The sequence below is a fragment of the Sporofaciens sp. JLR.KK001 genome (assembly GCF_036941055.1).
Classification (GTDB): Bacteria; Bacillota; Clostridia; order Lachnospirales; family Lachnospiraceae; genus Sporofaciens.
Genome location: NZ_JAYMNO010000001.1, coordinates 599,415 through 626,216, shown reverse-complemented (window position 1 = coordinate 626,216; position 26,802 = coordinate 599,415). Strand labels below are relative to the sequence as shown.

The 26,802-nt window shown below is 44.2% G+C and carries 28 protein-coding genes and 2 tRNA genes; 23 read left to right on the top strand and 7 right to left on the bottom strand.

Translation table 11 applies throughout. The features are described from left to right. Nucleotides 1-2: 2 nt before the first annotated feature. Complete coding sequence (locus tag VSQ62_RS03355; RefSeq protein ID WP_334633194.1) at nucleotides 3-1,904, bottom strand: tetratricopeptide repeat protein; 1,902 nt, start codon at nucleotides 1,902-1,904, stop codon at nucleotides 3-5. Nucleotides 1,905-2,139: 235 nt separating this feature from the next. On the opposite strand from VSQ62_RS03355, the gene VSQ62_RS03350 reads away from it, so the two are divergent. From VSQ62_RS03350 to VSQ62_RS03315, 8 genes are all read left to right on the top strand, one after another. After that, complete coding sequence (locus VSQ62_RS03350) at nucleotides 2,140-3,294, top strand: double-cubane-cluster-containing anaerobic reductase (RefSeq protein ID WP_334633193.1); 1,155 nt, start codon at nucleotides 2,140-2,142, stop codon at nucleotides 3,292-3,294. A 27-nt stretch (nucleotides 3,295-3,321) separates the two neighbouring features. Next, nucleotides 3,322-4,065, top strand: coding sequence for an acyl-CoA dehydratase activase (locus VSQ62_RS03345; RefSeq protein ID WP_334633192.1), 744 nt, complete (start codon nucleotides 3,322-3,324; stop codon nucleotides 4,063-4,065). Between the two features lie 150 nt (nucleotides 4,066-4,215). Continuing rightward, entirely contained in the window at nucleotides 4,216-5,106 is an 891-nt protein-coding gene (locus tag VSQ62_RS03340; RefSeq protein ID WP_334633191.1) for a YitT family protein, read from the top strand. Between the two features lie 120 nt (nucleotides 5,107-5,226). Continuing rightward, a complete protein-coding gene (locus VSQ62_RS03335; RefSeq protein WP_334633190.1) occupies nucleotides 5,227-6,117 on the top strand; it encodes a helix-turn-helix domain-containing protein in 891 nt (296 codons plus the stop codon). A gap of 219 nt (nucleotides 6,118-6,336) precedes the next feature. Then, nucleotides 6,337-7,743, top strand: a complete 1,407-nt coding sequence (locus VSQ62_RS03330) for an ABC transporter substrate-binding protein (RefSeq protein ID WP_334633189.1) — start codon at nucleotides 6,337-6,339, stop codon at nucleotides 7,741-7,743. A gap of 15 nt (nucleotides 7,744-7,758) precedes the next feature. Continuing rightward, nucleotides 7,759-8,640, top strand: a complete 882-nt coding sequence (locus VSQ62_RS03325; protein WP_334633188.1) for a carbohydrate ABC transporter permease — start codon at nucleotides 7,759-7,761, stop codon at nucleotides 8,638-8,640. Beyond that, entirely contained in the window at nucleotides 8,641-9,471 is an 831-nt protein-coding gene (locus VSQ62_RS03320; protein WP_334633187.1) for a carbohydrate ABC transporter permease, read from the top strand. It begins immediately after the preceding gene. Nucleotides 9,472-9,497: 26 nt separating this feature from the next. Beyond that, a complete protein-coding gene (locus tag VSQ62_RS03315) occupies nucleotides 9,498-10,526 on the top strand; it encodes a Gfo/Idh/MocA family protein (protein ID WP_334633186.1) in 1,029 nt (342 codons plus the stop codon). A 52-nt stretch (nucleotides 10,527-10,578) separates the two neighbouring features. Here the strand turns inward: VSQ62_RS03315 and VSQ62_RS03310 are convergent, their stop codons facing one another. Next, a complete protein-coding gene (locus tag VSQ62_RS03310) occupies nucleotides 10,579-10,680 on the bottom strand; it encodes a hypothetical protein (RefSeq protein ID WP_334637549.1) in 102 nt (33 codons plus the stop codon). A 291-nt stretch (nucleotides 10,681-10,971) separates the two neighbouring features. Between VSQ62_RS03310 and VSQ62_RS03305 the strand changes: the two genes are divergently transcribed. Together VSQ62_RS03305 and VSQ62_RS03300 are read left to right on the top strand one after the other, a co-directional pair. After that, nucleotides 10,972-11,043 (top strand) — tRNA-Gln (locus tag VSQ62_RS03305). A gap of 55 nt (nucleotides 11,044-11,098) precedes the next feature. Next, nucleotides 11,099-11,172, top strand: a tRNA-Pro gene (locus VSQ62_RS03300). 169 nt (nucleotides 11,173-11,341) lie between these two features. On the opposite strand, the gene VSQ62_RS03295 is transcribed toward VSQ62_RS03300, so the two are convergent. After that, on the bottom strand, nucleotides 11,342-12,280 hold the full coding sequence (locus VSQ62_RS03295) for a tyrosine-type recombinase/integrase (protein ID WP_334633185.1): 939 nt from the start codon (nucleotides 12,278-12,280) through the stop codon (nucleotides 11,342-11,344). Nucleotides 12,281-12,779: 499 nt separating this feature from the next. On the opposite strand from VSQ62_RS03295, the gene VSQ62_RS03290 reads away from it, so the two are divergent. The 6 genes from VSQ62_RS03290 (at nucleotide 12,780) to VSQ62_RS03265 (ending at nucleotide 18,027) form a co-directional block, all read left to right on the top strand. Then, a complete protein-coding gene (locus VSQ62_RS03290) occupies nucleotides 12,780-13,832 on the top strand; it encodes an IS1634 family transposase (protein WP_502957807.1) in 1,053 nt (350 codons plus the stop codon). Next, complete coding sequence (locus tag VSQ62_RS03285; protein ID WP_334633183.1) at nucleotides 13,790-14,800, top strand: sensor histidine kinase; 1,011 nt, start codon at nucleotides 13,790-13,792, stop codon at nucleotides 14,798-14,800. The genes VSQ62_RS03290 and VSQ62_RS03285 overlap by 43 nt, the downstream gene beginning before the upstream one ends. Before the next feature lie 116 nt (nucleotides 14,801-14,916). Beyond that, nucleotides 14,917-15,651 (top strand): hypothetical protein, encoded by a 735-nt coding sequence (locus tag VSQ62_RS03280; RefSeq protein WP_334633182.1) that lies wholly within the window; start codon nucleotides 14,917-14,919, stop codon nucleotides 15,649-15,651. A gap of 10 nt (nucleotides 15,652-15,661) precedes the next feature. Then, nucleotides 15,662-16,672, top strand: coding sequence for a hypothetical protein (locus VSQ62_RS03275; RefSeq protein WP_334633181.1), 1,011 nt, complete (start codon nucleotides 15,662-15,664; stop codon nucleotides 16,670-16,672). 54 nt (nucleotides 16,673-16,726) lie between these two features. Continuing rightward, a complete protein-coding gene (locus tag VSQ62_RS03270) occupies nucleotides 16,727-17,479 on the top strand; it encodes a hypothetical protein (protein ID WP_334633180.1) in 753 nt (250 codons plus the stop codon). 272 nt (nucleotides 17,480-17,751) lie between these two features. Further along, nucleotides 17,752-18,027: a winged helix-turn-helix domain-containing protein gene (locus VSQ62_RS03265; RefSeq protein WP_334633179.1), complete on the top strand. Its 276-nt coding sequence runs from the start codon at nucleotides 17,752-17,754 to the stop codon at nucleotides 18,025-18,027. 26 nt (nucleotides 18,028-18,053) lie between these two features. Here the strand turns inward: VSQ62_RS03265 and VSQ62_RS03260 are convergent, their stop codons facing one another. Continuing rightward, nucleotides 18,054-19,049: an IS1595 family transposase gene (locus tag VSQ62_RS03260; RefSeq protein WP_334633178.1), complete on the bottom strand. Its 996-nt coding sequence runs from the start codon at nucleotides 19,047-19,049 to the stop codon at nucleotides 18,054-18,056. 103 nt (nucleotides 19,050-19,152) lie between these two features. Here VSQ62_RS03260 and VSQ62_RS03255 point away from each other — a divergent pair, with 103 nt between their 5' ends. From VSQ62_RS03255 to VSQ62_RS03230, 6 genes are all read left to right on the top strand, one after another. Then, nucleotides 19,153-19,269, top strand: a complete 117-nt coding sequence (locus VSQ62_RS03255; protein ID WP_334637548.1) for a winged helix-turn-helix domain-containing protein — start codon at nucleotides 19,153-19,155, stop codon at nucleotides 19,267-19,269. 392 nt (nucleotides 19,270-19,661) lie between these two features. Continuing rightward, nucleotides 19,662-20,324, top strand: a complete 663-nt coding sequence (locus VSQ62_RS03250; protein ID WP_334633177.1) for a recombinase family protein — start codon at nucleotides 19,662-19,664, stop codon at nucleotides 20,322-20,324. A 47-nt stretch (nucleotides 20,325-20,371) separates the two neighbouring features. Then, nucleotides 20,372-20,593, top strand: coding sequence for a DUF5348 domain-containing protein (locus VSQ62_RS03245; protein ID WP_334633176.1), 222 nt, complete (start codon nucleotides 20,372-20,374; stop codon nucleotides 20,591-20,593). Between the two features lie 35 nt (nucleotides 20,594-20,628). Further along, nucleotides 20,629-20,934, top strand: coding sequence for a hypothetical protein (locus VSQ62_RS03240; RefSeq protein WP_334633175.1), 306 nt, complete (start codon nucleotides 20,629-20,631; stop codon nucleotides 20,932-20,934). A gap of 244 nt (nucleotides 20,935-21,178) precedes the next feature. Further along, nucleotides 21,179-21,814, top strand: coding sequence for a metallophosphoesterase (locus tag VSQ62_RS03235; RefSeq protein ID WP_334633174.1), 636 nt, complete (start codon nucleotides 21,179-21,181; stop codon nucleotides 21,812-21,814). Next, nucleotides 21,793-22,425: an SOS response-associated peptidase gene (locus VSQ62_RS03230; RefSeq protein ID WP_334633173.1), complete on the top strand. Its 633-nt coding sequence runs from the start codon at nucleotides 21,793-21,795 to the stop codon at nucleotides 22,423-22,425. The genes VSQ62_RS03235 and VSQ62_RS03230 overlap by 22 nt, the downstream gene beginning before the upstream one ends. Before the next feature lie 73 nt (nucleotides 22,426-22,498). Here the strand turns inward: VSQ62_RS03230 and VSQ62_RS03225 are convergent, their stop codons facing one another. Further along, nucleotides 22,499-23,428: an RpnC/YadD family protein gene (locus tag VSQ62_RS03225; protein ID WP_334633172.1), complete on the bottom strand. Its 930-nt coding sequence runs from the start codon at nucleotides 23,426-23,428 to the stop codon at nucleotides 22,499-22,501. Nucleotides 23,429-23,572: 144 nt separating this feature from the next. Further along, nucleotides 23,573-24,097, bottom strand: coding sequence for a YkgJ family cysteine cluster protein (locus VSQ62_RS03220; protein ID WP_334633171.1), 525 nt, complete (start codon nucleotides 24,095-24,097; stop codon nucleotides 23,573-23,575). Nucleotides 24,098-24,559: 462 nt separating this feature from the next. Here VSQ62_RS03220 and VSQ62_RS03215 point away from each other — a divergent pair, with 462 nt between their 5' ends. Continuing rightward, nucleotides 24,560-25,966: an MATE family efflux transporter gene (locus tag VSQ62_RS03215; protein WP_334633170.1), complete on the top strand. Its 1,407-nt coding sequence runs from the start codon at nucleotides 24,560-24,562 to the stop codon at nucleotides 25,964-25,966. Between the two features lie 499 nt (nucleotides 25,967-26,465). Here the strand turns inward: VSQ62_RS03215 and VSQ62_RS03210 are convergent, their stop codons facing one another. After that, nucleotides 26,466-26,771, bottom strand: coding sequence for a hypothetical protein (locus VSQ62_RS03210; protein ID WP_334633168.1), 306 nt, complete (start codon nucleotides 26,769-26,771; stop codon nucleotides 26,466-26,468). Nucleotides 26,772-26,802 lie beyond the last annotated feature (31 nt).

Below are 26,802 nucleotides of genomic sequence, written 5' to 3'. Positions count from 1 at the left end.
GATTATAATTCATCCAATACCCCGCCTACCATCCTCCAATATGCCGCGCGCTCCTCATCGACCGGGATAATGCCGCCTTCGGCGTAAAGCTTGGCTAACTGGCGGGCAGCATAGCCTTCGTCCGTCTCGCTTGCCTTCTCGTACCACTCAATTCCTTTCTGGATGTCCTTCTTGACTCCGGTTCCGTTAAGATAGAACTCGGCAACCCGTGACTGTGCATAGGCATCCCCCTTTTCCGCCTGCTTAAGACTGCTCTTGAAATCTGCCTTCTCGCGCTTGATCTTCTGTTTCTCCTGGATTCCATTCAACAGCTCCATTGCCTCCTTGTGGCTCTTAGCCGCCGCCTTCTCTAACCACTGGACGCACAACTCTTCATTCTTCTTCACACCCTCGCCATAGTAATAGGCACAGGCAAGCTGATACTGCGCATCCACATGCTCCTTCTCCGCCGCCTTCTGGAAATACTCTGCCGCCTCCCTGGGGTAAGTATAGTATCCGTCGCCCTTCTGGCAATACATACCCATCTCATAATATCCGGAAGCAGTGCTTGGGTTACGGATCCCTGCATCAAACCGCTCCCTGGCATCCTGTATATCTCCGAGCACCTTCTCCACCAACCGCTCCGCCGACTCGTCGCCGAGCGCCGCCCTCTCTCCTAAGATCGCAAGACCCGCATCCACATCCTGTCTGCCTGCCAGGCCATAGATATACGCATCTGCCAGAGCGAACTGCCCCCTGGGATCTCCCGTAGCAGCCGCCTTCTTCACCCAGCTCATACTGAGCTGGAAATTCTGCTTCACCTGCTCTCCGTCCCTGTAGAACTGCATCATCCGAAGCATCGCCGGCACATACTCTTCCTTCGCAGACTCCCGGAACCAGCGAAGCGCCTGCTTCACATCCTTATCCGTCTGTTCGCCATTATAATACATCATGGCAAGGCGGTACATAGAAGCCCCATCTCCCTCTTCCGCAAGCTTAAGCGCCTGCTCATATGACTGCGCATCTGCCAAACCTGATCCTTCTGACTGTTCCGTCCCCGACAGGTCTTCCTGTCCAAACTGCACTTCGGATTCATCCAGATCGTCCGAACCATCAATATCCTCTATATCTTCTAAGTCCTCCAAATCTGTCAGATCCTCTAACTGAATAATCTCAATAGGAAGATGCTCCTCCTGCTCTGATTCTCCGCTCCCTTCCGTCACTTCAATCGCCGGAAAACCGCCCGTCTTCTCCGTCACCTCTATCGTTGTTTTGGCGCCTTCTGCCTGATTCTCCTCCATCCGTCCGCCTTCCGTCGCCTCTGCCGCCGCTCCGGCTCCTCCGGCGGACTCCGGTGTATCTGCATCCTCTGCAGCTCTTCTGCTTCTTACTAAGTCTTCATTGCCGTCCATACCGACTCTCTCTGTGATCCTTGCAGGTGCAACAGACACGGCCGCCTTCTCAAATTCTGCTCTTTCCTTCTGATCTGCCTCCTGAAGATGCTCCCCCTCTTCTTCATCTCCTTCATGCTGCTTCCTCTGTCTGATCATCATATTAAGCACGTCGACCACATCCAGAAATACAGAGACATCCACCTCTCTCGTTCTTCCGTCTTCGTATGTCAGCACGCAGCAGCTATTATTTTCCGGCCGCACTTCGGCTTTCTCCAGAAACATAAGCTCGATCGGCCCCTCGTCTTTATACCGGTCGCCGTACAAATAGCGCTCTGTAAACAAAAACCCCGTCTTACCCGACCTGAACACCGTCGTATCCATCAGGGCAACCACTTCTTCCGGTTTTACAATCTTAGCATACTTCTCTATCGCCTGGCTGACCTGCCTCTCCTTCAGATCCTTCGCCAACTGAAACCCAAATGAATTCTTGCTCCGATAATTCTCTACAGCATATTCGATCCACCGTCTCATACTTTATCCCCTACTTTCTGCCACCTCAAAACAGGTTTTCTCTGCTCCGTATTGTTTTATTCTACCACAACAAAGTATATTTGTCATATACGAGTTGCTTAAGATGCGCCGCAACAAGCTTTTATAGTTTTTATCTATAAATAGATATTCTTATTAATTCTGCAAATTTGACATTCATCCCTATCACCTTTAAACTAAAACTATGACATTTTACAGAACGGAGAGGATAAACCATATGGAAACTTTAGAATTACCAAAATCATTTGACGAATTTGTTGACGCGAGAAAGGCCGGATTCCTGAAGGTAAAAGAGTATGTCGAGAACGGCGGACATCTGGTAGGAATGTTCTGTTCTTACACCCCGTTAGAGCTCTTCGACGCGGCAGGCGTATCCGTTGTGGGACTGTGCGGAACAAGCAACGAGCCTATTGCCGATGCAGAGAAGGTTCTCCCGAAGAACTTATGTCCGCTTATCAAGTCAAGCTATGGATTCGCTTACACAGAGAAATGCCCGTATACATACTTCTGCGACTTCATCGTAGGAGAGACCACCTGCGACGGCAAGAAGAAGATGTTCGAGCTTCTCAATGACATTAAGGAGACTTACGTGCTCCACCTTCCTCAGAGCCAGAAGAGAGATTATGCGAAAGAGATCTGGTATCAGGAAGTGAAGCTTCTCAAGGAATACATGGAAGAGAAATACGGCATTGAGATCACGGATGAGAAATTAAGAGAAGCAGCTCATAAGAGAAATGAGATGCGCAAGACGCAGATGGAATTATATGCATTACAAGGCGCCGTACCTCCGGCAATGAAGGCAACGGAAGTAATGTCCACACTCGCTCAGGGAATGTTCAACTTCGGCGTAGACGCACAGCACGCAAGCTATAAGGCCAAATTAGATGCCGCAAAAGAAGCATTGGCGAACGGCGCAAAACCTGTTGATGAGAATGCTAAGAGAATCCTTCTGACAGGCTGCCCGTCAACCGGCGTCATCCAGAAGGTCGGCATGACCATCGAGAATAACGGCGGCGTCATCGTCTGTCTCGATGACTGCGGCGGCGAGAGAACACAGAAGATGCTCGTCGACGAGAATGCAGACAACATCTTAAGAGCCATCTCTGACCGTTACCTTGAGATCCACTGTTCCGTTATGACGACAAACGAAGGCCGCGTTGCCAATACGAAGGAAATGTGCCAAAAATATAAAGTCGACGGCGTGATCGAGATGGTGCTCCAGGCATGTCATACATTTAACGTGGAAGCTACTCTGATGCAGAACATGTGCGATGATGAAGGAATCCCGTATATGAAACTGGAAACCGATTATTCCACAACAGACAGCGGACAGATCGAAACAAGACTTGCCGCCTTCATCGAAATGTTGTAACATATGAAAAGAGCAGGGGGATTCCAAATGTATCAAGTAGGAATAGACATCGGCTCCAGCGCCGCAAAAGCGGCCATGATCAAAGACAATGAAGTGATCAGAACGCTGCTGCTAGACACCGGATTCAGCAGCCGGAAGGTCGCAGATACGATCTATACTACGCTGGAAGCCGAAGGAATCACAAAAGAAAATACAACTTACGTCGCCACCGGTTACGGACGTATCTCCGTTCCTTATGCCGATCATATCGTGACCGAGATCACCTGCCATGGGAAGGGGTCTCATTTCCTCTTCGGAGAAAACGGCACTGTTATTGATATCGGCGGCCAGGACACCAAAGGGATCTCCCTGAAAAACGGACGCGTCATGAAATTCGTCATGAATGATAAGTGCTCTGCCGGAACAGGCAAATTCCTGGAGATCATGACCAACCGGCTTGGTGTCACACCGGAAGAACTCTCCGCACTTGCGCGGAAGGGCAACGAGATCACCATCAGCTCCATGTGCACGGTATTCGCCGAATCAGAGGTTATCAGCCTGATCGGAAAAGAGACGCCGAGAGAAGACATTGCATTCGGTGTCATTGAATCTGTCGTCAATAAGGTCGTATCGCTTCTTGCGCAGGTTCCCAATGACAAATACTTCCTGACCGGCGGATTATGCGAAGATAACTATATCATCGAACGGCTGTCAAAAGCGTTGAACGCACCCGTAACAACCACGCCGCTTGCGCGGTATGCGGGAGCGATCGGGGCGGCGCTTGCCTGTTAAGAGATTATCCGCCGGATTATTTGAAGAAATCATCTTGACATTTCCAAATATTTTTCATATCATAAATACCGTATTAGGTGAAAGCCTTGATCCACGTCTGTTAGGGAAAATCCCTGACAGGCGTATTTTTTATGGGAGGAACACATTATTATGAACACATTTTTATCACTTATATCTGTAATCATTGGTAATTTCCTGTACGCGCTGACGGTTAAGCTCTTCCTGCTCCCGGCAGGCCTTGTGACCGGAGGGACCACCGGAATCGCACTGACCGTCAACTACCTGACAGACCTTCCGATCTCCTGGTTTGTCCTTGCATTCAACATCCTGATGCTGGTCCTTGGCTTCTTCATCTTGGGGAAAGCCTTCGCCGTCACCACACTTGCCAGCACCTTCTTATATCCGTTGTCGCTGGAACTCCTGGACCGGATTCTGGGAGACTATGTACTCACCCAGGATATCCTGCTGTGCACCCTCTTCTCAGGGCTTGGCATCGGAATGGCGCTTGGGATCGTGATCCGTTCCGGCGCTTCTACCGGCGGTATGGATATCCCCCCTTTGGTGCTTCGCAAGACCTTGCGGATCCCCGTCTCCGTCAGCATGTACGCATTCGACGTATGTATCCTGCTGTCACAGGCGATCTTCCGGCCGGCGGAAAATATCCTGTACGGAGTCGTACTGGTATTAGTCTATACGCTTGTGCTGGACAAAATGCTTCTCATGGGCGCGACACGGACAGAAATCAAGGTTATCAGCGCAAAATCTGATGAGATCCGAGATGCGATCCTGACACAGATCGACCGGGGAGTGACCATACTGAACGGAGAGAGCGGTTATCTGCATAACCCCTCCCCCGTCATCTTAAGCGTCATCTCCAACCGGGAACTGCCGAAGGTAGAAAAAATCATTCACAAAATCGACCCTGAGAGCTTCATAGTGGTCAGCCGGGTTAGCGAAGTACGCGGGCGCGGCTTCTCCCTCAATAAACGTTATCAGTCCAAAACCTCCGCGGTTAATAACAGGACACAAAATATGTTATAATACTTGTGTTGTTGGGTGCTTTTCAAGGCATTCCCCCGCCTTAATTTTATTGCCTATCATCCGCACGCATGATATAATGTTTCTGGAAATGGAAGTAGCATCTACAGCTAAGGAACGGGCATGGAATACTATAAAAGAACCGAAGTAGAGAACAAACTGCATATATCAAACTTTATCAGCTTTCACTATTTTGAATATGTCAAGGAGTTTGCGGGAATCGGGGAGAGTCATGATTTCTGGGAGATGGTATACATTGATTATGGGAATGTAAAGGTAGTATCAGACGACCGGGAATTTCTTGTATCTTCCGGGGAGGGATTTCTCCATGCACCGAATGAACTGCACAATATCCTGTCGGCCGGTGATTTTGCCAGCGCTTTTATCATAAGCTTCGACTGTGACTGTGCAGAACTGTCAGACATCCAGAGCAAGATCCTTAAGTTTTACGGCGAAGAATCCCAGATCGTGAAGAAGCTCTACGCGGTAGGCCAGACAGTTTTTGAAGAACCGTATGACATCTTTTCCCAGCAAAAGCTGATACTGAAGAGCGATATGCCGTACGGCGGATTGCAGGAATTAAAGAATCTGACGGAGATGCTGCTGCTAATCTTAATAAGGAACAGCTCCGTCAAAGGAGACGTCCGGGAGAAGTATCTGAGCAAAGATTTTGCCAATGAACGCATGATCGTCGATAAAGTAATCCGTATTATTCTATCATCAATCTACAAGAAGACGACACTTGATAATATATGCAGCCAACTGTCCTTTTCGAAAAGTTATATCCTTAAGGTATTCAAGAAGCAGATGGGCTGCAGCGTAATGGAATATTATAATCAGATGAAGATCAAAGAAGCCAAGCGGCTCATCAGCGAGGAACAATATACCTATACCCAGATAGCAAGACTTCTGCATTTCAGTTCCGTACATCACTTTTCCAGCAGTTTTAAGCAGATCACGAACATGACGCCGAGCGGCTACCAAAAATCTGTTAAAAACCGCTCAGTAATATAGTTTTCGCCAACTGTTTTTGTCAAAAATTATGACAGAAACAGTTTTTTTATGCGCGCTATTTGTTAAATATATAACATTTTCCAATAAGAAAGGAGAATATTTTGTAAAATTTAAATAATAATCAATAAATACAAAAAATTCAAAAACTTATATAATAAAAACATAAGTTATGCATAACAGGTAGAATAATAATCAAAAAGTAAGAAACGGAGGAAAAGTATGAAAAAAAGAACGAAAAAATTGTTATCTGTTGGTCTTATCGGGGTTATGACACTGAGCCTTGCCGCATGCGGTAATAAAAACGAAACCAAAGATACAAAATCCGAAGGCAGCGGCGGACTGAATTTTACCTCAGAGGAGACGGCGACCTTAGAAGACTGGGGCGCGGCTGTAAAGAAGAATTTCGACGGCACAGAGATCACGGTAGCCATGGCTTCACATCCGTCTACAGACGCTTTTAAAAAGATGGAAAAGGAATTCACTGATCTCACAGGTATTAAGGTTGTGTGGGATATCGTAGAGGAGACGAACCTTAAGAACAAGCAGCTCTTAGACGCACAGGGCGCGGGAAGCTATGACGTCTTCATGGTTGACGCTTTCTGGATGAGCGAATATGCGTCAAAGAACGTCCTCGTTCCGATCAGCGATTACGCCGAGAACGAAGCAAAGACACCGGAATGGTTCGATTACGAAGACATTATGCCGGCATACCGGAACGGTATCGCAGGCGCTAACGATGTAAATTATGGAATTCCGACCGCGGGCGAGACCCGATTTATCGCATACAGAACCGATCTCTTTGAGAAATATTCTAAAAAAGCGCCTGAGACGATGGATGAGTTCTTAGAACTTGCGCAGTTCTTCAATAAGAAGGAGGACGGGCTGTACGGCGTGAGCATGAGAGCACAGAGAGGGATTCATTTTGCATCAGGCTGGATGAGCTTGATGTACAACTTCGGCGGGGGATTCTTAGACCAGGAAACCATCGGATCCGATGACGAGGTCGTGACCTGCACAACAGACGAGACAAAGGAGTCTCTGACATATTTCGTAGATCTGCTGAAATGCGCGCCTCCAGATGTAGGCTCCTACACACACGAGGAAGCGTTGGGCGCATTTATCTCAGGAAAGACGGCAATGTGGTTAGACGCTACGGCGCTTGCAGGTCAGATCACAGATCCCGAGTCTTCAACGGTTGCCGACAAGGTTGCATTCGTTCCGACGCCGACCGGACCGGCCGGAGACGGCGCCGCGCTTGCGGGCTGGAATCTTGCGATCCCGGAATCCTCTAAGAATAAAGACGCCGCATGGGCTTTTATTTCCTACATGGCAAGCAAGGAAAAGGTGACCGAATATGTAGAAAACGGCGGAGTGGCCACAAGGGCGTCAGCGTTCGACAACGCCGAACTCCAGGAGGCCAATCCTTCCTACGAGGCTCAGAAGCTTGCGCTTGAATCTGCAAACGGCCTTGTAGAAAAGGGACTGTCCTGGATTCCGCAGCATGATTCTATCAACCAGATCCTTGACATTGCAGGCGGTTACGGAAGCTCTGCGCTGACAGGAGACACAACGCCCGACCAGGCGTGCGAGGATATGCAGAAGGATATCGAGGACTTGATCAAGTAAAGGATGGGACAGGTTATGCGAAGGAAAGAGAAAGAATATTTAAAATACATTGCGCCTGCAATGGTGACGATGATCGTGCTTTCCGTAGTACCGACCATATTTCTGACAATCATCAGTTTTACAAATTACCAGTTAGGCTGGGATTTTTCAAAAATAGAATTCGTAGGAATCGAGAATTTTGTAAGGCTGTTTTCCGGCGCGGACAGGGATTTCTGGCACTCGGTATTTATCAGCCTGGCTTTCATGGTCCTTGCCACGGCAATTGAATTAACGCTTGGATTCCTGATAGGTCTATGCTTAAACTCTTCGGAGTTTAAGCTGAAGCCTCTCGTGATCGGTATTATGATCATTCCGCTTGTCATCACACCGTCGATCGCGGCGCAGATGTGGAAGCTGATGCTGAATTCCGAATATGGTATCGTAAATCATTTTCTGACTGCGCTTTTGGGACTGAAAATAACCTGGCTCTCTGAAAAGATGGCATTCTGGTCGATCCTTATGGTGGATGTGTGGCAGTATACGCCGTTTGTCACGCTGATCGTGTACGCAGGACTGCGCTCCGTACCGGATGAGCCTTATGAATCTGCAGCCATCGACGGCGCCACAAAGATTCAGGAGTTATTATATATCACCATTCCTATGATCAAGAAGCTGGTGTATCTGACACTTTTATTCCGGGTAATTGATTGTCTGAAACTGTTTGACATTGCATACGTTCTGACACAAGGCGGGCCGGGAACCGCTACGGAGTTCTTAAGCCTTCATATATTCCGTATGGCAAACGCGCAAAACGGTCTGATAGGAAGAGCGGCTGCGATCGCGTTGGTGCTGCTTGTCCTGACAACATGCGTCAGCAAATTTCTGATCAAGAAAATGCGAAAGGAGGAGACGGCGTAAATGAGCAGAAAGGGAAAACGAAGAATGATCAGTCTGATCCGGGGAATATTTCTGCTGCTGGTATGTATCGCCTGCTTATTTCCTTTTATATGGATGATCATGGTAAGCCTGCGTAACAGGGTGGATATTCTCGACCCGTCAAAGATATTCGTAACGCCGACCTTAAAGAATTACCAGTCGATCATAGAAGAAAGCAATATCTTAGACTTTTTTAAGAACAGTTTTATCATTGCGGTGATATCGACGCTGATCTCACTGGCGATCGGCAGCTTCGCGGCGTATGGCTTTGCAAGATACAGTTGGAAAACACGGGAGGACAGAGCATTCTGGGTACTCAGCCAGAAATTCCTGCCGCCGATGGCCGTCGTGATTCCCTACTTCATGATGGCGTCCATATTCGGCCTTCTGGATACAAGGCTGGTGCTGATCATCTGTTATACCACCTTCAATATCCCGTTTACGATCTGGATGATGCGCGGCTTCATTGAGGATATGCCTATCGAACTGGAAGAGGCTGGCTGGGTGGACGGCTGCTCGAGACTGACAGGAATCATCAAAATCCTCCTGCCGCTCATCACGCCCGGACTTGTGGCGACGTCGATCTTCTGCGTCATCAACTCCTGGAATGAATTTGTATTTGCTAATTTCTTAACCAGCATTCAGGCGAAGACGATACCCACATCGGTAATGATGTATTTGTCCGTATCCGGGGTAAAATGGGGCGAAATGGCGGCAACGGGGGTAATGGCCGTTCTGCCGGTATTAATTTTTGCAATAATTGTACAGAAACATATGATCCGAGGTCTGACATTTGGTTCTGTAAAAGGATAATAACAATCAATTTAGGGGGAATAACAATGAGTTCAAGAATTAAAATGGCAATTGTAGGCGCCGGGATCTGGGGTGAAAACCATGCCCGGATCTATCAGGAACATCCTCTTGCGGAGGTAAATGCCGTCTGCGATATGAACCGCAGCAAAGCGGAAGCGCTGGCGGCAAAGCTTGGGATCAAAGAAGTATATGATGATTACAACGAGATGTTTAAAAAGGCAGACTGCGACGCCGTTGCAATCGTAACACCTGATTTCGCACATGCGGACATCGCAGAGGCGGCGGCCGAACATAAAAAGAATATGCTGATCGAAAAACCTCTCGCTACAACGAGGGAGGATGTATACCGTATTGTAAATGCAGTGGAAAAGAATCACGTGCGTGCCATGGTAGACCTGCACAACCGCTGGAGCCCTCCGTTCCATGCGGCCCATGAGGCTGTAGACCGGGGTGAGCTTGGCAATATCTACAGCGCGTATATGAGATTAAACGATATTAAATGGGTCGCTACAGATATGCTTCCCTGGGCGTCAAGATCTTCTATCCTGTGGTTCTTGGGGAGCCACAGCCTGGATACCCTGCGCTGGTTCTTCCATGATGAAGTAAAACGCGTATACAGCGTAAGCCGTGAAGGAGTATTGAAGGGACAGGGCGTAGACACGGTCGATGAATACCTGACGACCATCGAGTTCTGCAACGGCGGAATCGCTCAGATGGAGAACGGCTGGATCACGCCGAACGCGAATCCCTGTGTAAATGATATTAAATTCAACGTGATCGGCGACAAAGGCATGATCAGTATCGACGCAAGCAACCATAATATGATACAGCAGTACACGGACGATAAGGTAATCGTACCGGATGTCATCGTACAGAATAAGATCTTCGGAAAGCATCATGGATTCGCCTTCCAGAGCATCAGCGGATTCGTAGACTGTCTTCTGTCAGGAAAGGAATTCCCGGTAACGCTGAAGGATTCGGCTAATACCGTACTCGCAATACTTGCGATAATGGAATCGGCAAAAACGCGGATGCCGGTGGAAGTAGACTATTAACCGCCATATAAAGCAATACTCACAGCGGACAAGGACCGGTTTCCTTGTCCGCTTAACTTCCCTGCCTTGATTCCTTCTTCCATGTGTACCCCTGCCCATATACAGTCTGAATATAGGAATATGCATCCCTCTTATCCTCTAACTTGCTCCGCAGCCGGTCATCTTATACAATCTGAATTCTCATATCCCGTCTCCTTATCTTGTTTCCTTATCCAATCTCCCTATCCCTGCTCATCCGCCCTGTGATACCTGCCCCTGCGTGGGGCGGGCTGCCGTCCGATAACATAATTATAGAAAATATATGCTTTTTCCACAAGGATAACACGTAAGATAACACGCAAAATACGCCGGAAAATACTTCTTCCAAATTTTTTCAAAAAAATTAAAAAAAGGGGTTGATTTTTGTAGAAAAGCTGTTATAATATAGTTTGTTCGCTAGAGATGATGCGGAATGGTGTAATTGGCAGCACAGCAGACTCTGACTCTGTTAGTAGGGGTTCAAGTCCCTTTTCCGTAGTTCCTTGGCAGGGGCGCTGGGTATCTTGGTGAACAGGATATCCAGTCATATTTATCGGAGTGTGGCTCAGCTTGGTAGAGCGCTACGTTCGGGACGTAGAGGTCGCGTGTTCGAATCACGTCACTCCGACTTTTGGGTGGAACATCTCAAAGCCTTATAATTTCTGGCTTTGAGGTGTTTTTATATTTTCAAAGTATATCCGAAAATTCTCTAAAATCTTCTATATTTTATCCGGTACTAAAAATGTTACTAAAAATCACTCGGCAAGCAATCTACCGGATGATTTGCCCGCAAGCCCTTATGCAAACAGGTCTGCGGCGGCCAGGGATATCTGGCTTAAGTCATTATCACTTGCATTTAACCTCTGCCGTATAAAATGGGAATATATATTCAAGGTCGTCTGGGCATCTGTGTGCCCCAACCAGTATTGAAGTTTCTTAATGTCCCACCCTTTGTTGATCAGTATGGATGCACAGCTATGCCTGAGATTGTGCAAAGTGATTTCTGGTCTGCCAAAAGCCTTCATTGCCTTCTTAAATAATTTGGATATGTAATCCGGGTTGTAGGTACGCCCATCTTCCCAGGTAAAAACATAACCATCATAATTCTGATAATCAGACTGAAAGAACTCTTTATTTCGTAATTGTTCCTTTTCAATCTGACGAAGGCAGCTCTCTGCAGTGCCAAATAAGTTCAGAACACGTTTCCCGGCAACTGTTTTTGTCTCATCCTCGGCATTTACAGTTTTTACACGTACCACTGTATGTTTGATGCTGAGAGTCTTTTTCTCAAAATCAACAGCCGACCATTTTAATCCTAATATCTCAGAACGCCTGAGACCATAATAGGCTCCCATAAAAGTGATTCCTAATAATCTGGGATAATTCTTTGAGATAAAATGCAAAAGCTCCGCGATCTCATCTTCTGTCATGAAAGAATATTCTTCACTGTATTCTTTATTCTTCCGACCGTGAACATGAACATCATTGACCGGATTCACTCTTAATATTCCGTCAATTGTTGCCTGGGCAAATACAGCATAGAGGATATTCCGGTAATCCCTGACAGATCTGACTGATAAGGGCTCTGGCTCCTTTGTCTTTTGATTTATCTTTCCGTATTGCAGACAGTATTTAAAATATGAATCAAGGACTTTAGGCGTAATATCCAATAATTTGTAATGTTTCGCCTCAAAATACCTCTTAATGGCTTGAATTACGGAAAGTATATACCTCAAAAGTGGAATTCTTAATCTCAAATTTTCTGCCGGCAAGCCATATATCCAAGTAATCGCAGAAGGATATATCAGGATTTACTGGAGAATCGTAGCTAAGCGGTAAATCTTCAAGATAAGCGTATTGTTCTAAAATCTGCTTTATCATTGCTTCCGCTTTTCGCTTATTATTCTTTACTTCAAGCCCTGTCGAAATTGTTTTGGCTTTCCATTTGTTTGTTCTGGGATCCTTATAGCTTAAATTAATGTAACCTAATCTCCCGAAAAAATTATACACAGATTGACTGTATGATAGTATGAATCCATTGAAAATACGGGGTTTTTAGGCGCTCCCTCTTTACAAATATGTGTATAAGTTTTATAATATAAGTGAAAATATTATACACATATTTAAAGGAGCAACGGCATGTCATCACTTGTTTACGTCAAAAATCCAAATGGTAAAACCTATGTTTACAGCAACACTTCAATTTAGGATAAGGAAACTAAAAAAGTCAAACATATCCGCAAGAGCATTGGGCATCTGGATCCAGTAACAGGTGAAGTGGTTCCCAACCGCAGGAAAGGCGATGCTGCCCGTAAAAGGGCTCAAACGGAAGAACCTGCTGGCCGCTGTGTTGTGAAAAATACCGGCATACAGTCCCTTTTGGATAAAGCTGTTTCAGACATAGGGCTGATGGAACCGCTCAGTACAGTCTTTCCGGATGACTGGAGATGCATACTGACATGTGCGTATTACCTTGTCAGCGAAGGCGGGGCATTGCGCCACGTTGACCAGTGGCAGCGGATGTATCCATCACCGTGCCGTTCCCTGCTTGCAAGCCAGCGGGTGAGCGAACTCCTTGTAAGGATTACGCCCACACTGCAACAGGACTTTTTCAGCAGGTGGATTGATGTAAACAGCCAGAAGGATGTCTATGCAATGGATATCACCAGTGTATCTTCCTATAGCGAACTGATCGACTTTGTCCGCTGGGGATACAACCGTGACGGGGAAAAACTGCCACAGATCAACCTCCTTATGCTCACTGGTGTCACTTCCCATATGCCGCTGTATTACAGGATCATTCCCGGCAGCATTAAAGATGTGAACGCTCTGGAAGACAGCATAGCTAATATATCCGTTCTGGAGAGCCCAACATGCCATTTTGTCATGGACAAAGGCTTTTATAGTGAACCGAACCTTGACGCAATGTATGCCAGCCATAAAAAGTTCCTGATTGGAGTACCTTTTACTGTCGGTTTTGCCTGCAAGGCAGTGGAACACCACAGAGACAGCATCCGTTCCCATCATAATTACTGTACAGTCTTTGGGGATGGACTGTATGCGGTCACGGAATCTTCCAATTGGAAAGGGCATCGGTTCTATATCCACATCTACCACGATATTTTCAAGGCGGCGTCAGACGAACGGAATTTTGACCATACCCTGCACTGCTGTTATGAAGAACTTTCATGGAAGCGTCATAAAAAGGGGTTTTTTTTACTCTGTGGATGTATGGGATTCAGGAAGTGGCAAGCGGTATATTTTACCAACTGTTTATGGTTGCAGTAGATTTAACCGGGCGGGAAGACTGTCTTGATATGGTACTGAATGCAGTTAACCTGATGGCAGGTCTTGTGCTTTTTTTTATGATGGAGGTTTTAAAGCGTAAGTTGCATCTGCTTAAACGTGATTTCGAGGATCGCGATGGCGTTTATCTTATGTGTATTATTATATTTATTTGTGTTGCAGTCAGTATGACACCAATGACATTTGACGAAGTAAATAATTGGGATGCCAGATATATACATACAGTTGTGATTCCAAGCGGACTGATCGTAATTAGCGGAGAAATGCTGAATGTCTATTCCGTTATCATGTTAGAACGACGTCTGGTGGAACGACTGTCAAAACAGCAATATCAGATACTGGGAGAACACTTAGAAGTTTCAAAGGAGCAATATGAACAACTGATGAAGATTCGGCACGACATGAAAAATCACAGTTTATGTCTTGCACAGTTATTGGAAAAAGGAAATGTAGAAGGAGCCAGACGTTATCTAAAACAATGGAATACCGTCATAGAAGAGGGAGAGACTGTTATTCGGACAGGCTCTATTTTTGCTGATGCCCTGTTAAATCCGAAATACCAACAAGCAAAGAAACTTGGAATCGATATTTCGATTCAGATGAGTGTGCCTGGTGAGGAACTGATTGCTCCTGTCGATCTCTGCTGTTTGTTGGCAAATGCGCTGGATAATGCAATAGAAGCTTGTCAACGGGGAATTACAGCAGGGTATCCAGCAGGATGGATACGAATGAAATCACAGATACATGCCAAATACTGGGTATTTGAAATTTCAAATAGTACCTATTTACCAGTGAAATCACACGAAGGTAGATTTATATCTTTCAAACAGATTCCAGTAAGTGGAATTGGACTACAAAATATTAAGACAATTGTTGAGCAGTATGAAGGGATACTTGACTTAAAGAGTGAAACATGTTTCGCTCTCAATGCTATGTTTCCGCTACCTTAAGCACCAAAAAACAGTCCATTCACAACATTCGTATAAATTTATATGATACATTGACCGATACTCTAATATAACTCATTACAATATTCAACTAAGATTTATATTAGGAGGACTTTGAGATGTTTATTGGAAAAGTAAATAATTTATTTAATGTAGATGCAATAAATCGTAAATTCAATCGAAATACAACGAATGAAGAAGAAAAGGGTTTTTTACGTAATGATATTGCAACAATATCGCCAAAAGGAAAAGCAATGAATACAATAGAAAGGCTAATGAAACAAAAGGATTTTATAAAAGAGTGTAAAGCCTCGTTGCTTGAACAGATGACGAATAATGAAACTGGATATTGCACTGCTGATATAACAAAGAAAATAGAAGAGTATGAAAAGCAATTGGATTCACTTGATGAGCAAATTGCGAAGGAAATGGCAAAGCAAACAGATGGAATGGAAGAAGATAGTTCAAACAGTATGTACAAAAAAAACCAACCTTTGACAAAGCAGGAAGCCAATAATAAAAGAATGGCTGATATTACGAAGATGTCAACAGAGGTAGGAAAAGGTGAAATGATAAATTCAGTTAAAAATAGATTAGAGGGGGAGAAGGGAGTGTTAGAAGCAGAATTGAAGTCAGGAGATTCTGAAATAAAAAGGCAGAGGATAGAAGAAATTGACAATAGAACGGCAGAACTATCAAAAAAAACGGGTGAAACTTTAGCAAGAGTCAATAAGATATCAAATGATTCAGAAGAAACCTTAACAAAGGAAACATCAGCTAAGAGAGAGGATGAAACTGATAGTAAGGATGAAAAAAACAATCTTAAGGGTAAGGATAATGAGATATTAGTTTAAGGAGATAATTATGCGTATTGATATAGGACAGACCACCAATTTATTTCATGTAGATGCGTTAAATAAAAATAGAAACAGTAATGCACAGGAAAAAAAGGAAACTAAGGGAATAAACATATTGCCGCGTAAAGATGTTGTAACGATATCGCCAATGGGTAAAGCTTCAAGCGCATTGCAGAACTTAGTGAATCAGATAGAAGTTAATCAGGAAGGAATCAAAGCTCAGAATCCTCAGAAAGACAGTGGGTATGTGAACGATGAAAATTGTCCGGAAACAGTACAATATAAGATTTCGAAAGAAGGACAGGAGCATTTTCAGAACCAGGTTGAAAATGGAACACAGGGCACATTCTCGGATCAAAATCTGGACTGGAAAAAAGTACAGCCGGATTCTATATATAATGGAATAATAGAAAAATCTGATAATGGATTTAACAACCCTACAATAGAGATGGAGCTTCGTGGCACATATAATGTTTATCTGAATGAGGCATATGAGCAAGGAAAAGCCCCTGAAGTAAATATATATGATGATATTGTGAATATTCATAAAGATAGTCTTATGAAAGCCTATCAGGATGTTTACAATGACATTGTTACGGGATATGAAAATGGTACGCGGGAAGTATGGACACAGGATTTTGAAGAGGGAGCCGACTATATTGAGTTTGAACTGGGGGGGAAAAACTACCGCTTTCATAAGCTTACAATGGAGGAAGAACTTGCCAGGCTTGACAGAGCATACGAGAAAGTGGCAAGGATTGCGGAAGATGGAGCAAATCGTATGATTGATACTCAAAAAATGATAGAAAAGGTCATGCCTGAATATCAGGAAAAGATGAGAGAAATTGAAGCACAACGTGCAGGCAGAAAGCTATCTGAAATGGGGGAAAGTCCGGAGATAATGGCAGAGAGAATAAAGGATAAGCTCTCAATGACAGAGCAAAGTACGGAAAGAATCAATTTGTTTGAAATGTTTATGGAAGCACGGAAAAATTGGTTGAATGCAGAAAAGATATGAAAGCAATGATAGTGTGAATTGGAGGGATCATATAATGAATATATCAGGTGTTTCTTGTCATGGAAATATGCAAAAGGACAGATTAGTGAGGATGAACTTACAGCATATTCTGCTGCATTTGAGAGTAACGTGCACTGCACTCTGAATACGGATCGGAATTCGGTATGGGGTATCAATGCCCTTGTAAAAGAAATGAAAGAGAATATTTCGAAAGGAATTGCCAATACGCCGGATAACCTCAAAACAAAGCTTTCTGTAGACGGAATGGAGGTGACGTGGAAAGAATTGATGAATATGCAAAAGACGGGAGAATATATAGATAAATTTTTAGGCGCCGGAGGTGCAGGCACCTATATGACTTATGCAAACATAGGGATTGCAAGGGCGTATGTGCATAAATCGGGGTTGGGTCTGACGGAACAGCAGGAAAAATTTTTAAGTGAAGCGATAGAAAAAAAGATATACAGGACGCTGGAAACTTCGAAGATTCTTTTAGAATTGGCAGTAGCGGATAAACAAAATCCCATGTGGGAAGGATACTATATCGGTGGAACCAGAACGCAGCCAGTTGCGTCCAATCCAAAGATGATTTCCGAGATTACAGAAGCATTTTCTAAGATTGATCCGAATGATAAAAGTACTTATGATGCGGCAGTGGACAGATTTCAAGAGATAATGCGGCCATGGGAGACGACTTTTGCGAGTTATGTAGCAAGACAGGCACCAGGATACGCAAGTTCTTATGTGCAGGAGAAAGAATATCATTCCCGGGTAGGCTTTCAAGCTATTTGGAATGGAACATATTAAGAAATAAATGGAATTCCCATATTTGAAATGCTGAGGCAGTTATTAATCTTTATGGGATAAATCTCTTTTTGGGAATGTACAAATATCGGAAACCCTCTTACCCAATATAGAATCTAGGTTGAACAGTATGTTCGCTGAAATTCCTAATCGGTTTACAATCGAGTATAGAATTTCAAAAGAAGAGTTCTTGATGTTTATGAGAATTTTTTAAAGAGGTGATAGTTATAGGTGAGATTATGATTTTAAGATTTTCGGACAAAGAAAGGCAAATCATGGAGCAAGTGCGGTCCATCATCAGGAATGAGAACAATGTAGAATATACTGAAATCATGCCAAAGTCGGTATTGTATTTTAAGGACTTAAAAATACAGTTAAAAGAACAGGAAGTCTATCGAAAAGATAAACGGATTCCATTGAGCCATCAGGAATTTCTTGCACTTCGGCTTCTGACAGAGCATCCGGGATGGATATGTACAAAGGAACAGATTTATGATGCGGTATACGATGGAAAATTTAAGGAGGAGATAGATAACATTATTTGGTGTTAGTCAATAAATATGTTGGTCTAATCTCATTACAGTATTACCAGACGATAATTGCGTACATCATAGACACCATGCCAATAGCAACTGTTTCCAATATTGCACAATGAAAGAAACAGAGAAGTTGCTAAACCTCCTGCACACCGGAAAGCTATCGAAAATAGTGCATTGTAACGATTGAGATATTTTGTTGCCACTCCGCGGTAATGGTTGTATGTTTCCTTAATATAGGAATGCATGCTGTTCACTGTATTCAGATTAAACAGCTTCTTATTTTCTTCATGGTTTACATCCATAACCGTACAACCCGTCGCTGCCCCCAGACTGTTATAGCTTTGAAGTCCATCTGTAAGTATTAGAGTCTCCTCGCAGATATGTGTGCCAAATATTTCATACAATTCCTTGCCAGATGGCTTTGCGCGGTTTACGGTCTCTGCTATTGCCTTGCCATCACGCTGGATACCTGTGCAGATTGCGATATATTCATTTGAAATTCCTCGTTTTGCTGCTGTAGCTCCATGCTTACGGGCAGTACGGTTCGCTTCCGTTGGAACGGTCTTTCCTTTATAGCAGTCAAGGACAAATGTTTCATCCAGTTCAGCGATACCAGAAAGAAGAACAGGCTCTTTTTCAAGCATGTCCTGAAGTGCCATAAGAACTTTATGCCTCATATTAAATGCTGTTTGATGAGAAAATCCGAACTTTTCAGCAGAGAAGTCCAGAGATGCACCAACCAGTGTGTCATGAATGAAATCGGCCCAAATGGATCGGCTAAAATGCGAATTGGCCGTCAGTGTACCGGTTGAGTATAGGTAGGTCTTTCCGCATTCATGACAATAGAAACGCTGTTTCCCATTTGCATGACCATACTTGATAACTTTTGAACTCTGACAGTACGGGCATTGGGGTCTGTCAGCTAGGCTTTGATTAACGGAAACGATCCCCATTACAAAGTTAATGATGCGTTCCAAGTCCGAGTTACATAGGTTTTTAATGCAATCAAACAGCGTATTGATTTTATCTTTCATATGATTATCACCTCAAAATTCATTAGATAATCATATGATACTACTTTGGGTGTCCCAAAATCTGGACACTCAGCAAGACCAACATATTTTTTGACTAACACCTATTATTTATTGTTTAATACGTAGCCTGCGTAAAAAACTGGAAACAGATTCACGATATCCTGAATATATTCAGACTGTCAGAGGCGCAGGATATAAATTTGCAATCTCAGAGGAGTAATCCTCTGGGATTATTCTCTGCCCGAAAAAACCTATGTTGTGCGTACAAAAAAACAGTTGCGCTTTTCTGTTTTAGAACGTACAGAGATAGTAAAGATATATTTCAAAAAGTATACTTTTTGGCATAGCAGAAAACAGGCGGAAATCCTGTACCAAAATGTATACATGACGGCTTTTGGCATATACCGGAGAAAGTGTGGACATTTTGGTATAAATCATGGAGACGGTTTCCATTTTATAAAATAAAAGAAAAATGAAGAATCCCGGAGGAGTAATCTTCCGGGGATTTTTTTTGACTTAGAAGGTTGCGTTTAGTGCTGTCTGCCGTATAGAACTGGTAGAAATATATGAAGAAGCACGGTTTGGTATGGTGCTTTATGGGGAGGCGGAAGAATGGCTACGTATGGTTATCATCGAACCAGTACACGGGATCAGCATCTTGACAGGGGGATTCATGAGATTCAAATATTTTGCAAGGAGCATGATTTGGAACTGGAAAATATCTTCACGGACCAGCAGACGGGTAAAAACTTTAATAGGCCGAGATACACAGTTCTTGTGGAAGATGTTCTTCGGGAGGGAGATATCCTGCTCGTAACAGAGCTGGACCGGTTAGGCAGGAATAAGCGGGACACTATGGAGCAGATCCGGAAACTGCAGAGCAGGGATGTCCGGCTGATGGTTCTGGAACTCCCGACAACACTGATGGATCTGTCTAAGATGGATAATTCCATGGCGCGCCTGATGATGGAAACGATTAATAACATGATGCTGGAGCTTTACGCCTCCATCAGCGAATCCGAGATTCAGAAGAAAGAAAAGCGCCAGCGTGAAGGCATTGCCATGAAGAAGCTCCGTGGAGAATGGGATGACTATGGACGACCGCCGGCAATCAAAGAAGAGAAATTTTCTGAAGCCTACCAGAGAGTGACTGCGGGTGAGATCTCGCAGGCAGAGCTGAAACGGGAGTTAGGATTATCTCACACTACTTTTTACCGCTATCGGAAAAAATATTTTGAAAAAAATGCAGAAATTTTCCAATCTCAGAAAAAATGACACTATTACTTATATGAAAGATAAATTTTAGAGGAGGTAATAGCGTTATGAGTGAAAAAAGAGAAGGAGCATTGTTCTATGATAAAGAAAGCGGACGGTATGATATCCGGTTCGGTCTGGATTCGTATTACGGCGGGCTGCACTGTGGGGACTGCTTTGACCTGAAGGTGGACAACGCCTGGGTTCCGGTCAGGATTGAGATGGGTGATGAATGGTATTTGGCAGAACTGCCCCGGATGAGCCTTGACGGGCTGATTGTACGGATGTAAGAGAGATGGCCAGGATTTGTGAGATGGAGAGGTCAATGGATCAGGTACTTATGAGGTTTGAGGAAGATTATGACGTTGTGCTGGAGTGTATTCAGGAGGTATATGGTTTGGAAGGCGATAACCTGCGGCTTGGAAAGGACTTTCGCAAGACTATGGCGCTTCCCTTTATGAAGATGCTGGAGAGGCACTGCGGCGGCATCCAGATGGAGAACTTACATAAAGTATTGTGGGAAGTCTATCAGGAGAGTACGGGAAGAAAGGATTTTCTGGAAAAAGCAGACATCCTTCTGAAGTCATATTGCAGGGAAATATCATCGTCAGAACAAAATGCATGCGTTTGATTGTGTTGCTTTTTATGAGCGTAGGTTTGCAAAAGAAAAATTCCGGCCAGGGTTACTACTCTGCTGGAATTTTTACTTGCCATAGCATACGTAGGAAGCTGCCAGTGGCGGGTTCTGTAGTTGGGATAATCTGTAGTTGATTTTCCTGGCCTGATTACATACAATATGATTATTAATTGCGAATGATAAACAGCCAGCAATCAAAATAAATTGCTAGGATTACAAGATAAGCAGGTGAGATAGATTGAGATATTATATTGCAGACCCACATTTCTTCCATGGGAACCTGAATACAAAGATGGATTACCGTGGATTTGCAGATGTGGAGGAAATGAATGGATACATGCTGCGGAAATGGAACGCAAAAGTCCGGAAGAATGACGAGGTTGTGATTCTGGGAGACCTGTCATGGGGAAAAGCGGAAGAAACCAATGAACTGCTTGGGAGGCTGAACGGGAGGCTCTATCTGATTCAGGGGAACCATGACCGGTTCCTGAAGAATAAGGACTACAATGCCAGCCGTTTTGTCTGGATCAAGCCTTATGAGGAACTGCAGGATAACAAGCGGAAGGTCATCCTCTGCCACTACCCTATCATGTGTTATAACGGGCAGTATCGTCTGGACGGAAATGGGAATCCTAAAGTATATATGCTTTATGGCCATGTGCATGATACCTATGACCAGCGGCTGATTGAACAATTCCAGGAAATAACAAGGGGCAGTATCCGTAAAAATCCGGACGGGGAGAAACGGGCAATTCCGTCGAATATGATTAATTGTTTCTGCATGTATTCGGACTATACCCCACTCACGCTGGATGAATGGATACTCTGCGACAGGAAAAGGAGAGAAAAATTATGTGCGGACGGTTCTATGTAGATGAGGGGACAGCCAAAGAGATTGAACGGGTGATCCGCGGCGTAGATCTGCGGATACAGAAAATGCGTACAGGGGATATTTACCCCTCCCAGCCTGCCGGTATTCTGACTTGCCACAGCCGGCAGAAAAATCCGTTATTGGCAGGTTCTGCAGCGGAAAATTCAACGGCATTGGAACTGAATGAAATGCACTGGGGATTCCTGCAGTATCAGAAAAAAGGACTGCTGATCAATGCCAGAGCAGAGACGGCACTGGAACGGAGGACATTTCGTGAAAGCGTATTGCACAGGCGCTGCGTGATTCCGGCCAGGCATTTTTATGAGTGGGATTCAGATAAGAATAAGGTGATATTTTTCAGAGAAGACAGGCCGGTTTTATTTATGGCAGGATTCTATAACCGGTTTCAGGATGGGGCGCGTTTTATTATTCTTACGACAGAGGCGAACGCTTCTGTAGGTCCTGTTCATAATCGTATGCCGCTGGTTTTGGATGAGGGTGAATTGGAGGACTGGGTTTATGATGACAAATTTACGGAGTATGCGCTTCATAAGACTCCGCCAGAGCTTTGGCGGGAACAGGAATATGAGCAGCAGAGCTTGTTATTGACATGAAAAAGAGCCATCTGAGATATAGTATCTATCGTCAGATGGCTCGGAAATTCAGTCTGTTTTGTTACCCTGTTGCTTATACTGTCTGAAGGTTCGCAAGCTGCTCTACTTCTGCCACGCTAAGGGCTGAGTATTCCGCAATCTCCTCGACTGTCAGCTTTCCCATTTTCAGCATCCTAAGTGCCGTTTCTTTTTTTGTTTCACTAATGCCCTGGCTAATGCCCCGGTTTAAAATGGTTCTTGCTTCTGTTTGAATCAATGGTCCTCTCATCATAGCACCTATGCCTTTCTGCACGTTTTCATACTTTCGTGCGATTTCATTGATCACATCACTGGAAAGATCAATGATCGTTCGTTTGTCAAATGCGCCAATAATACCTTGCTTTTCCAAATCATCAAGTCTTTCTAAAATTATCTGATATTCTGCTTTCAACTCTTCCAGTTTATCTTCATTATTATTATATTCCGAAAAACTTTTCTCATGTGAGAAAATATAAAATGGAATAAGCATTAATAAGCGTTTCTCAAAGATTTCATCCAGTGAATATGACTGCACCTTCATAATCGGGACATCATATTGCACCGTCCCGCCAGGTGTTATTATCACATATTTCATTTTATCCGGAGTCTTTTTATATGCCCGCAGATACATCACCGCCGTATTGGGAAATGTTACCGTCAGAGTTTCTTCTGTAACTTCGCCCTCATCAAGCGCTATCTGGGCATCGTATTCGAAAAGCCGGATTGTGATTCTGCCATCCGGTAAGCTGCTTTCACATTCAAGATGATATTTTTTGGCTGTGATGCCAATAATCTGAAAATTAGTATCTGTAATCCGTTCCTTGTCAGCCGCATCCTGCTGGTCTAAAAAGTGTTCATTAGGGAAAAAGCGAATCTCTTCTTCTCCCGTGTAATGTTCACTAAAAATTTCATTGATTACAGGTATAATCAATTTCCGGCAGTCATTCAGGATTGTCCGGAATGCTCCATCATATATATTTCCCATATGTTTCTACGCTTCGCTTCGGTCCGCGCATTACAGAGGTCCACTGAACCTCTTGCGCCCTTTCTGTTTGGTGATTTTATCATATCATTTTTTACTTTTAAATTCAAGTATAGACGCCTTTGCCGGTATAGCCGGCAGCGTTCCCTATGTTGTTTTTGTGCCTGCTATCATCTGTAATCCTCGCAGCAGTTTTTCAGCATTTTCCCGAAACTGTGGCAGGAATTCCTTTTCCAGATCATAACAGAGATAGAGGATGCCAAAAATCGGACTCCATATTTGCCGCATAGCTGATTCGCCCAAGAGTCTTTCTGTTTCTCTTATGAGCATTACAAAATTTTTCTGGAATGTCGCCCACACAATAAAGAAGTCATCATCAAGCGGAATACCAAAAGAATCAAACCATTCACGTAAAGTCTGTGTTCTGGTATTGTCCCCGCATCCTGGATTCATGTAAAAGTATTCAATCACTGGTGCTTCTGAAGATGTTAATTCTTTTAAGGACAGCTTCAGTTCGTTTGCAATCCGGAAGAGATCCAGCGGTGTCAGCAGGATATCCTCCCGGTTGATGCAGCTTTTCCCACATTGTGTACAGTGAAAACGAAACGGATCATCGGCAGTCAGTTTGTTATGTTCAATAGCGTGCATGATTTCTTCCATTCTTGTATTCATATGTAGTCCTCCTACTTTAAAAAGCCGACAAAAAGTCGGCTTAAGATTGTATAAATATTTAACGATGTAATTATACTGGCTAATAGCTACCACATGTGTTGTACTAAAAATGTTACTAAAACTCTAAGTGTCAAGTAAATATAGAATTTGGAGGATTTTTAAATCTTTTCTTTGTCAGATACGGAGTTAACGGGATTCAAAGCACTTGAAGGGACAATACGAAACTCGAAAGAACAACGTCTCAAATGCTTCGGGACGTAGAGGTCGCGTGTTCGAATCACGTCACTCCGACTTTGAAAACTGACTTAAACACTGAGATTACAAGGTGTTTAAGTCTTTTTTTGTCGTAAAATCATTTTGTCACGAATTTCTTTCCCTTCCTATTGACAAATAAACTTTTCAACGTATAATGGATAATACTGGTCTTATCCCAGGAGAATACATAATGAGAGGAAGTGAAGCATGAAAAACGAGAAAACGAATTGGGGGAATTTCTTCCGGATCGTATTTACAATCGCATTACCTATCGCGTTCCAGAATTTCCTGTCCACCACGGCGAGTATGGTAGACACCATCATGATCGGAAGCCAGGGTGAATTATCCGTAGCGGCGGTTGGGATCTGCTCTCAGATCACATCTTTATTTTTCTCCAGTTATTTTGGCTTCGCAAGCGGAGGGCTGCTCTTCTTCTCACAATACTGGGGTGCGCGCAACGAGAAGGGCATCAACCGTGCCTTCGGCCTGGCGCTTACCTGTATGCTTGTAATATCCTTATTGTTTGGCGGAACGGCAGTTACCAACCCGGAATTCATACTGGGGATCTATACGGACAAAGAAGCGATCATCGCAATCGGCGCTCCTTATATCCGAATCGTAGGCTTTGCATATCCCCTCCAGGTCCTCGCCATGATCGTAAGCTTCCTGATGCGCTCGACTGAGCGGGTGAAACCGCCTTTGATCAGCTCGATCCTCGCGCTGATCACGAATTTCGCCCTGAACTGGATCCTGATCTATGGACGCTTCGGCATGCCTCGGATGGGTGCGGCAGGTGCCGCAGTCGGCACTTTGGTATCCGGTATCGTCAATATCATCGTGCTGTTCATTTTCCTGATGAAGGATAAGAACACACTTGTACTGAGACTGAAGGATATGTTCTCCTGGCAGGATGGATTCCTCAAGGAATATATGGGGAAATGTCTCCCTATTATCCTCAACGAGCTGTTCTACGGGATCGGACAGATGTTGATCAATATAGTAATTGGCCACCAATCCGAGTCGGCCATCGCGGCTATGGCGGCATTCCGTGTCCTGGAAGGCTTCGTATTCGCCTTCTTCGGCGGACTTGCCGATGCATCTTCCGTGGTGGTCGGAAAGGAAGTCGGCTCCGGACATCTCATGAACGGCTACCAGTATGTGAAGAAATTCGCCATACTGTGTCCGACGATCACCTTCTGTATCTGTCTGACCGGCCTGACCTTGAACAGGCCGATGCTATCCCTGTTCGGCCTTGGCGCAGATGCTATGTTCTATGGGAAGTTCATGATCCTGATCTACCTGGCCGCAGGAACCATCCGCACCTGCAACTATATCATGAACAGTTGCTACCGTGCAGGAGGCGAAGCCGTATTCGGCACATTGCTGGAGATTATCTGCCTGTTCACCGTAAGCGTTCCGGCAACCTGGATTGCAGGTATGATACTGAATCTTCCGTTCCTTGCAGTATTCGCCTTCATATATACGGATGAGCTGATCCGGCTAGTCTTCGAACTATGGTACACCAGGAGCGGGAAATGGATCAAGCCCGTAACAGAGCTTGGAAGGGCGGCTCTGCCAGAATTCAAGGAGACGCTGTCGATGAAGAGAAGCTAAAAAGGAAAATAGACAAAATGGCTATCCCCGCCTTGGGATAGCCGCTCCTTTGCTTGACATTATACGACCGCCTCTACAATTACTTTTCCCCCTAACCGAATTGTCTTTACACCGGTCTGTTTGTTTTTATTAAAATTAAAACTCAACATATATCCTTTCTGGATGGACGCTTCATATGGATTATATGATATATTCTGTCCCTCAAACAAAAGTGAAAATAATAATTTACATAACTTCTCATCGTCTTCCAGTTTATTTATCATACTTTCAAACAACGGTATTCTGTCTGTTAAGATTTTTTTCAGCCTCTAAAATTCCATCTTTTGTCCATGCGTCCGATCTTGTTGGATAACACTCTGAACCGGCGATCTTCTCATCAATCAATTTACACATATTGGAAACCAGAACCGGATATCCCGATGAATATAATATCCTCTAAGCTGTGCCAGGAAATCAAGGAATACCTGATTATTGCTGGCGCTGTCCACCTCCTCAACCATTAGTACGATCCCTCTTTCGGTCTCATCACACCAATCTGTATCTCACTGCTCATATATGACCGGCAGCTTCTTAACTGCCGTAATTCACGCGCAAACGCAGCTACAAAACTTGACGCGTCCTGGAAATCTTCATGGCTTAAAAATTGAAAATCCAAATATACAACGATATAATCGCTGCTTAAAAATCTCGCCAGCGCATTCAATGTTGTAGTTTTTCCATACTGTCTGGCACGGTTGATCACAAAATATTGCCCATCATCAATCATTCCTTTTATGTCAGAAAGTCTGGTATGAAGATCCACCATATAATGGATATCCGGATTACATGCCGCAGTT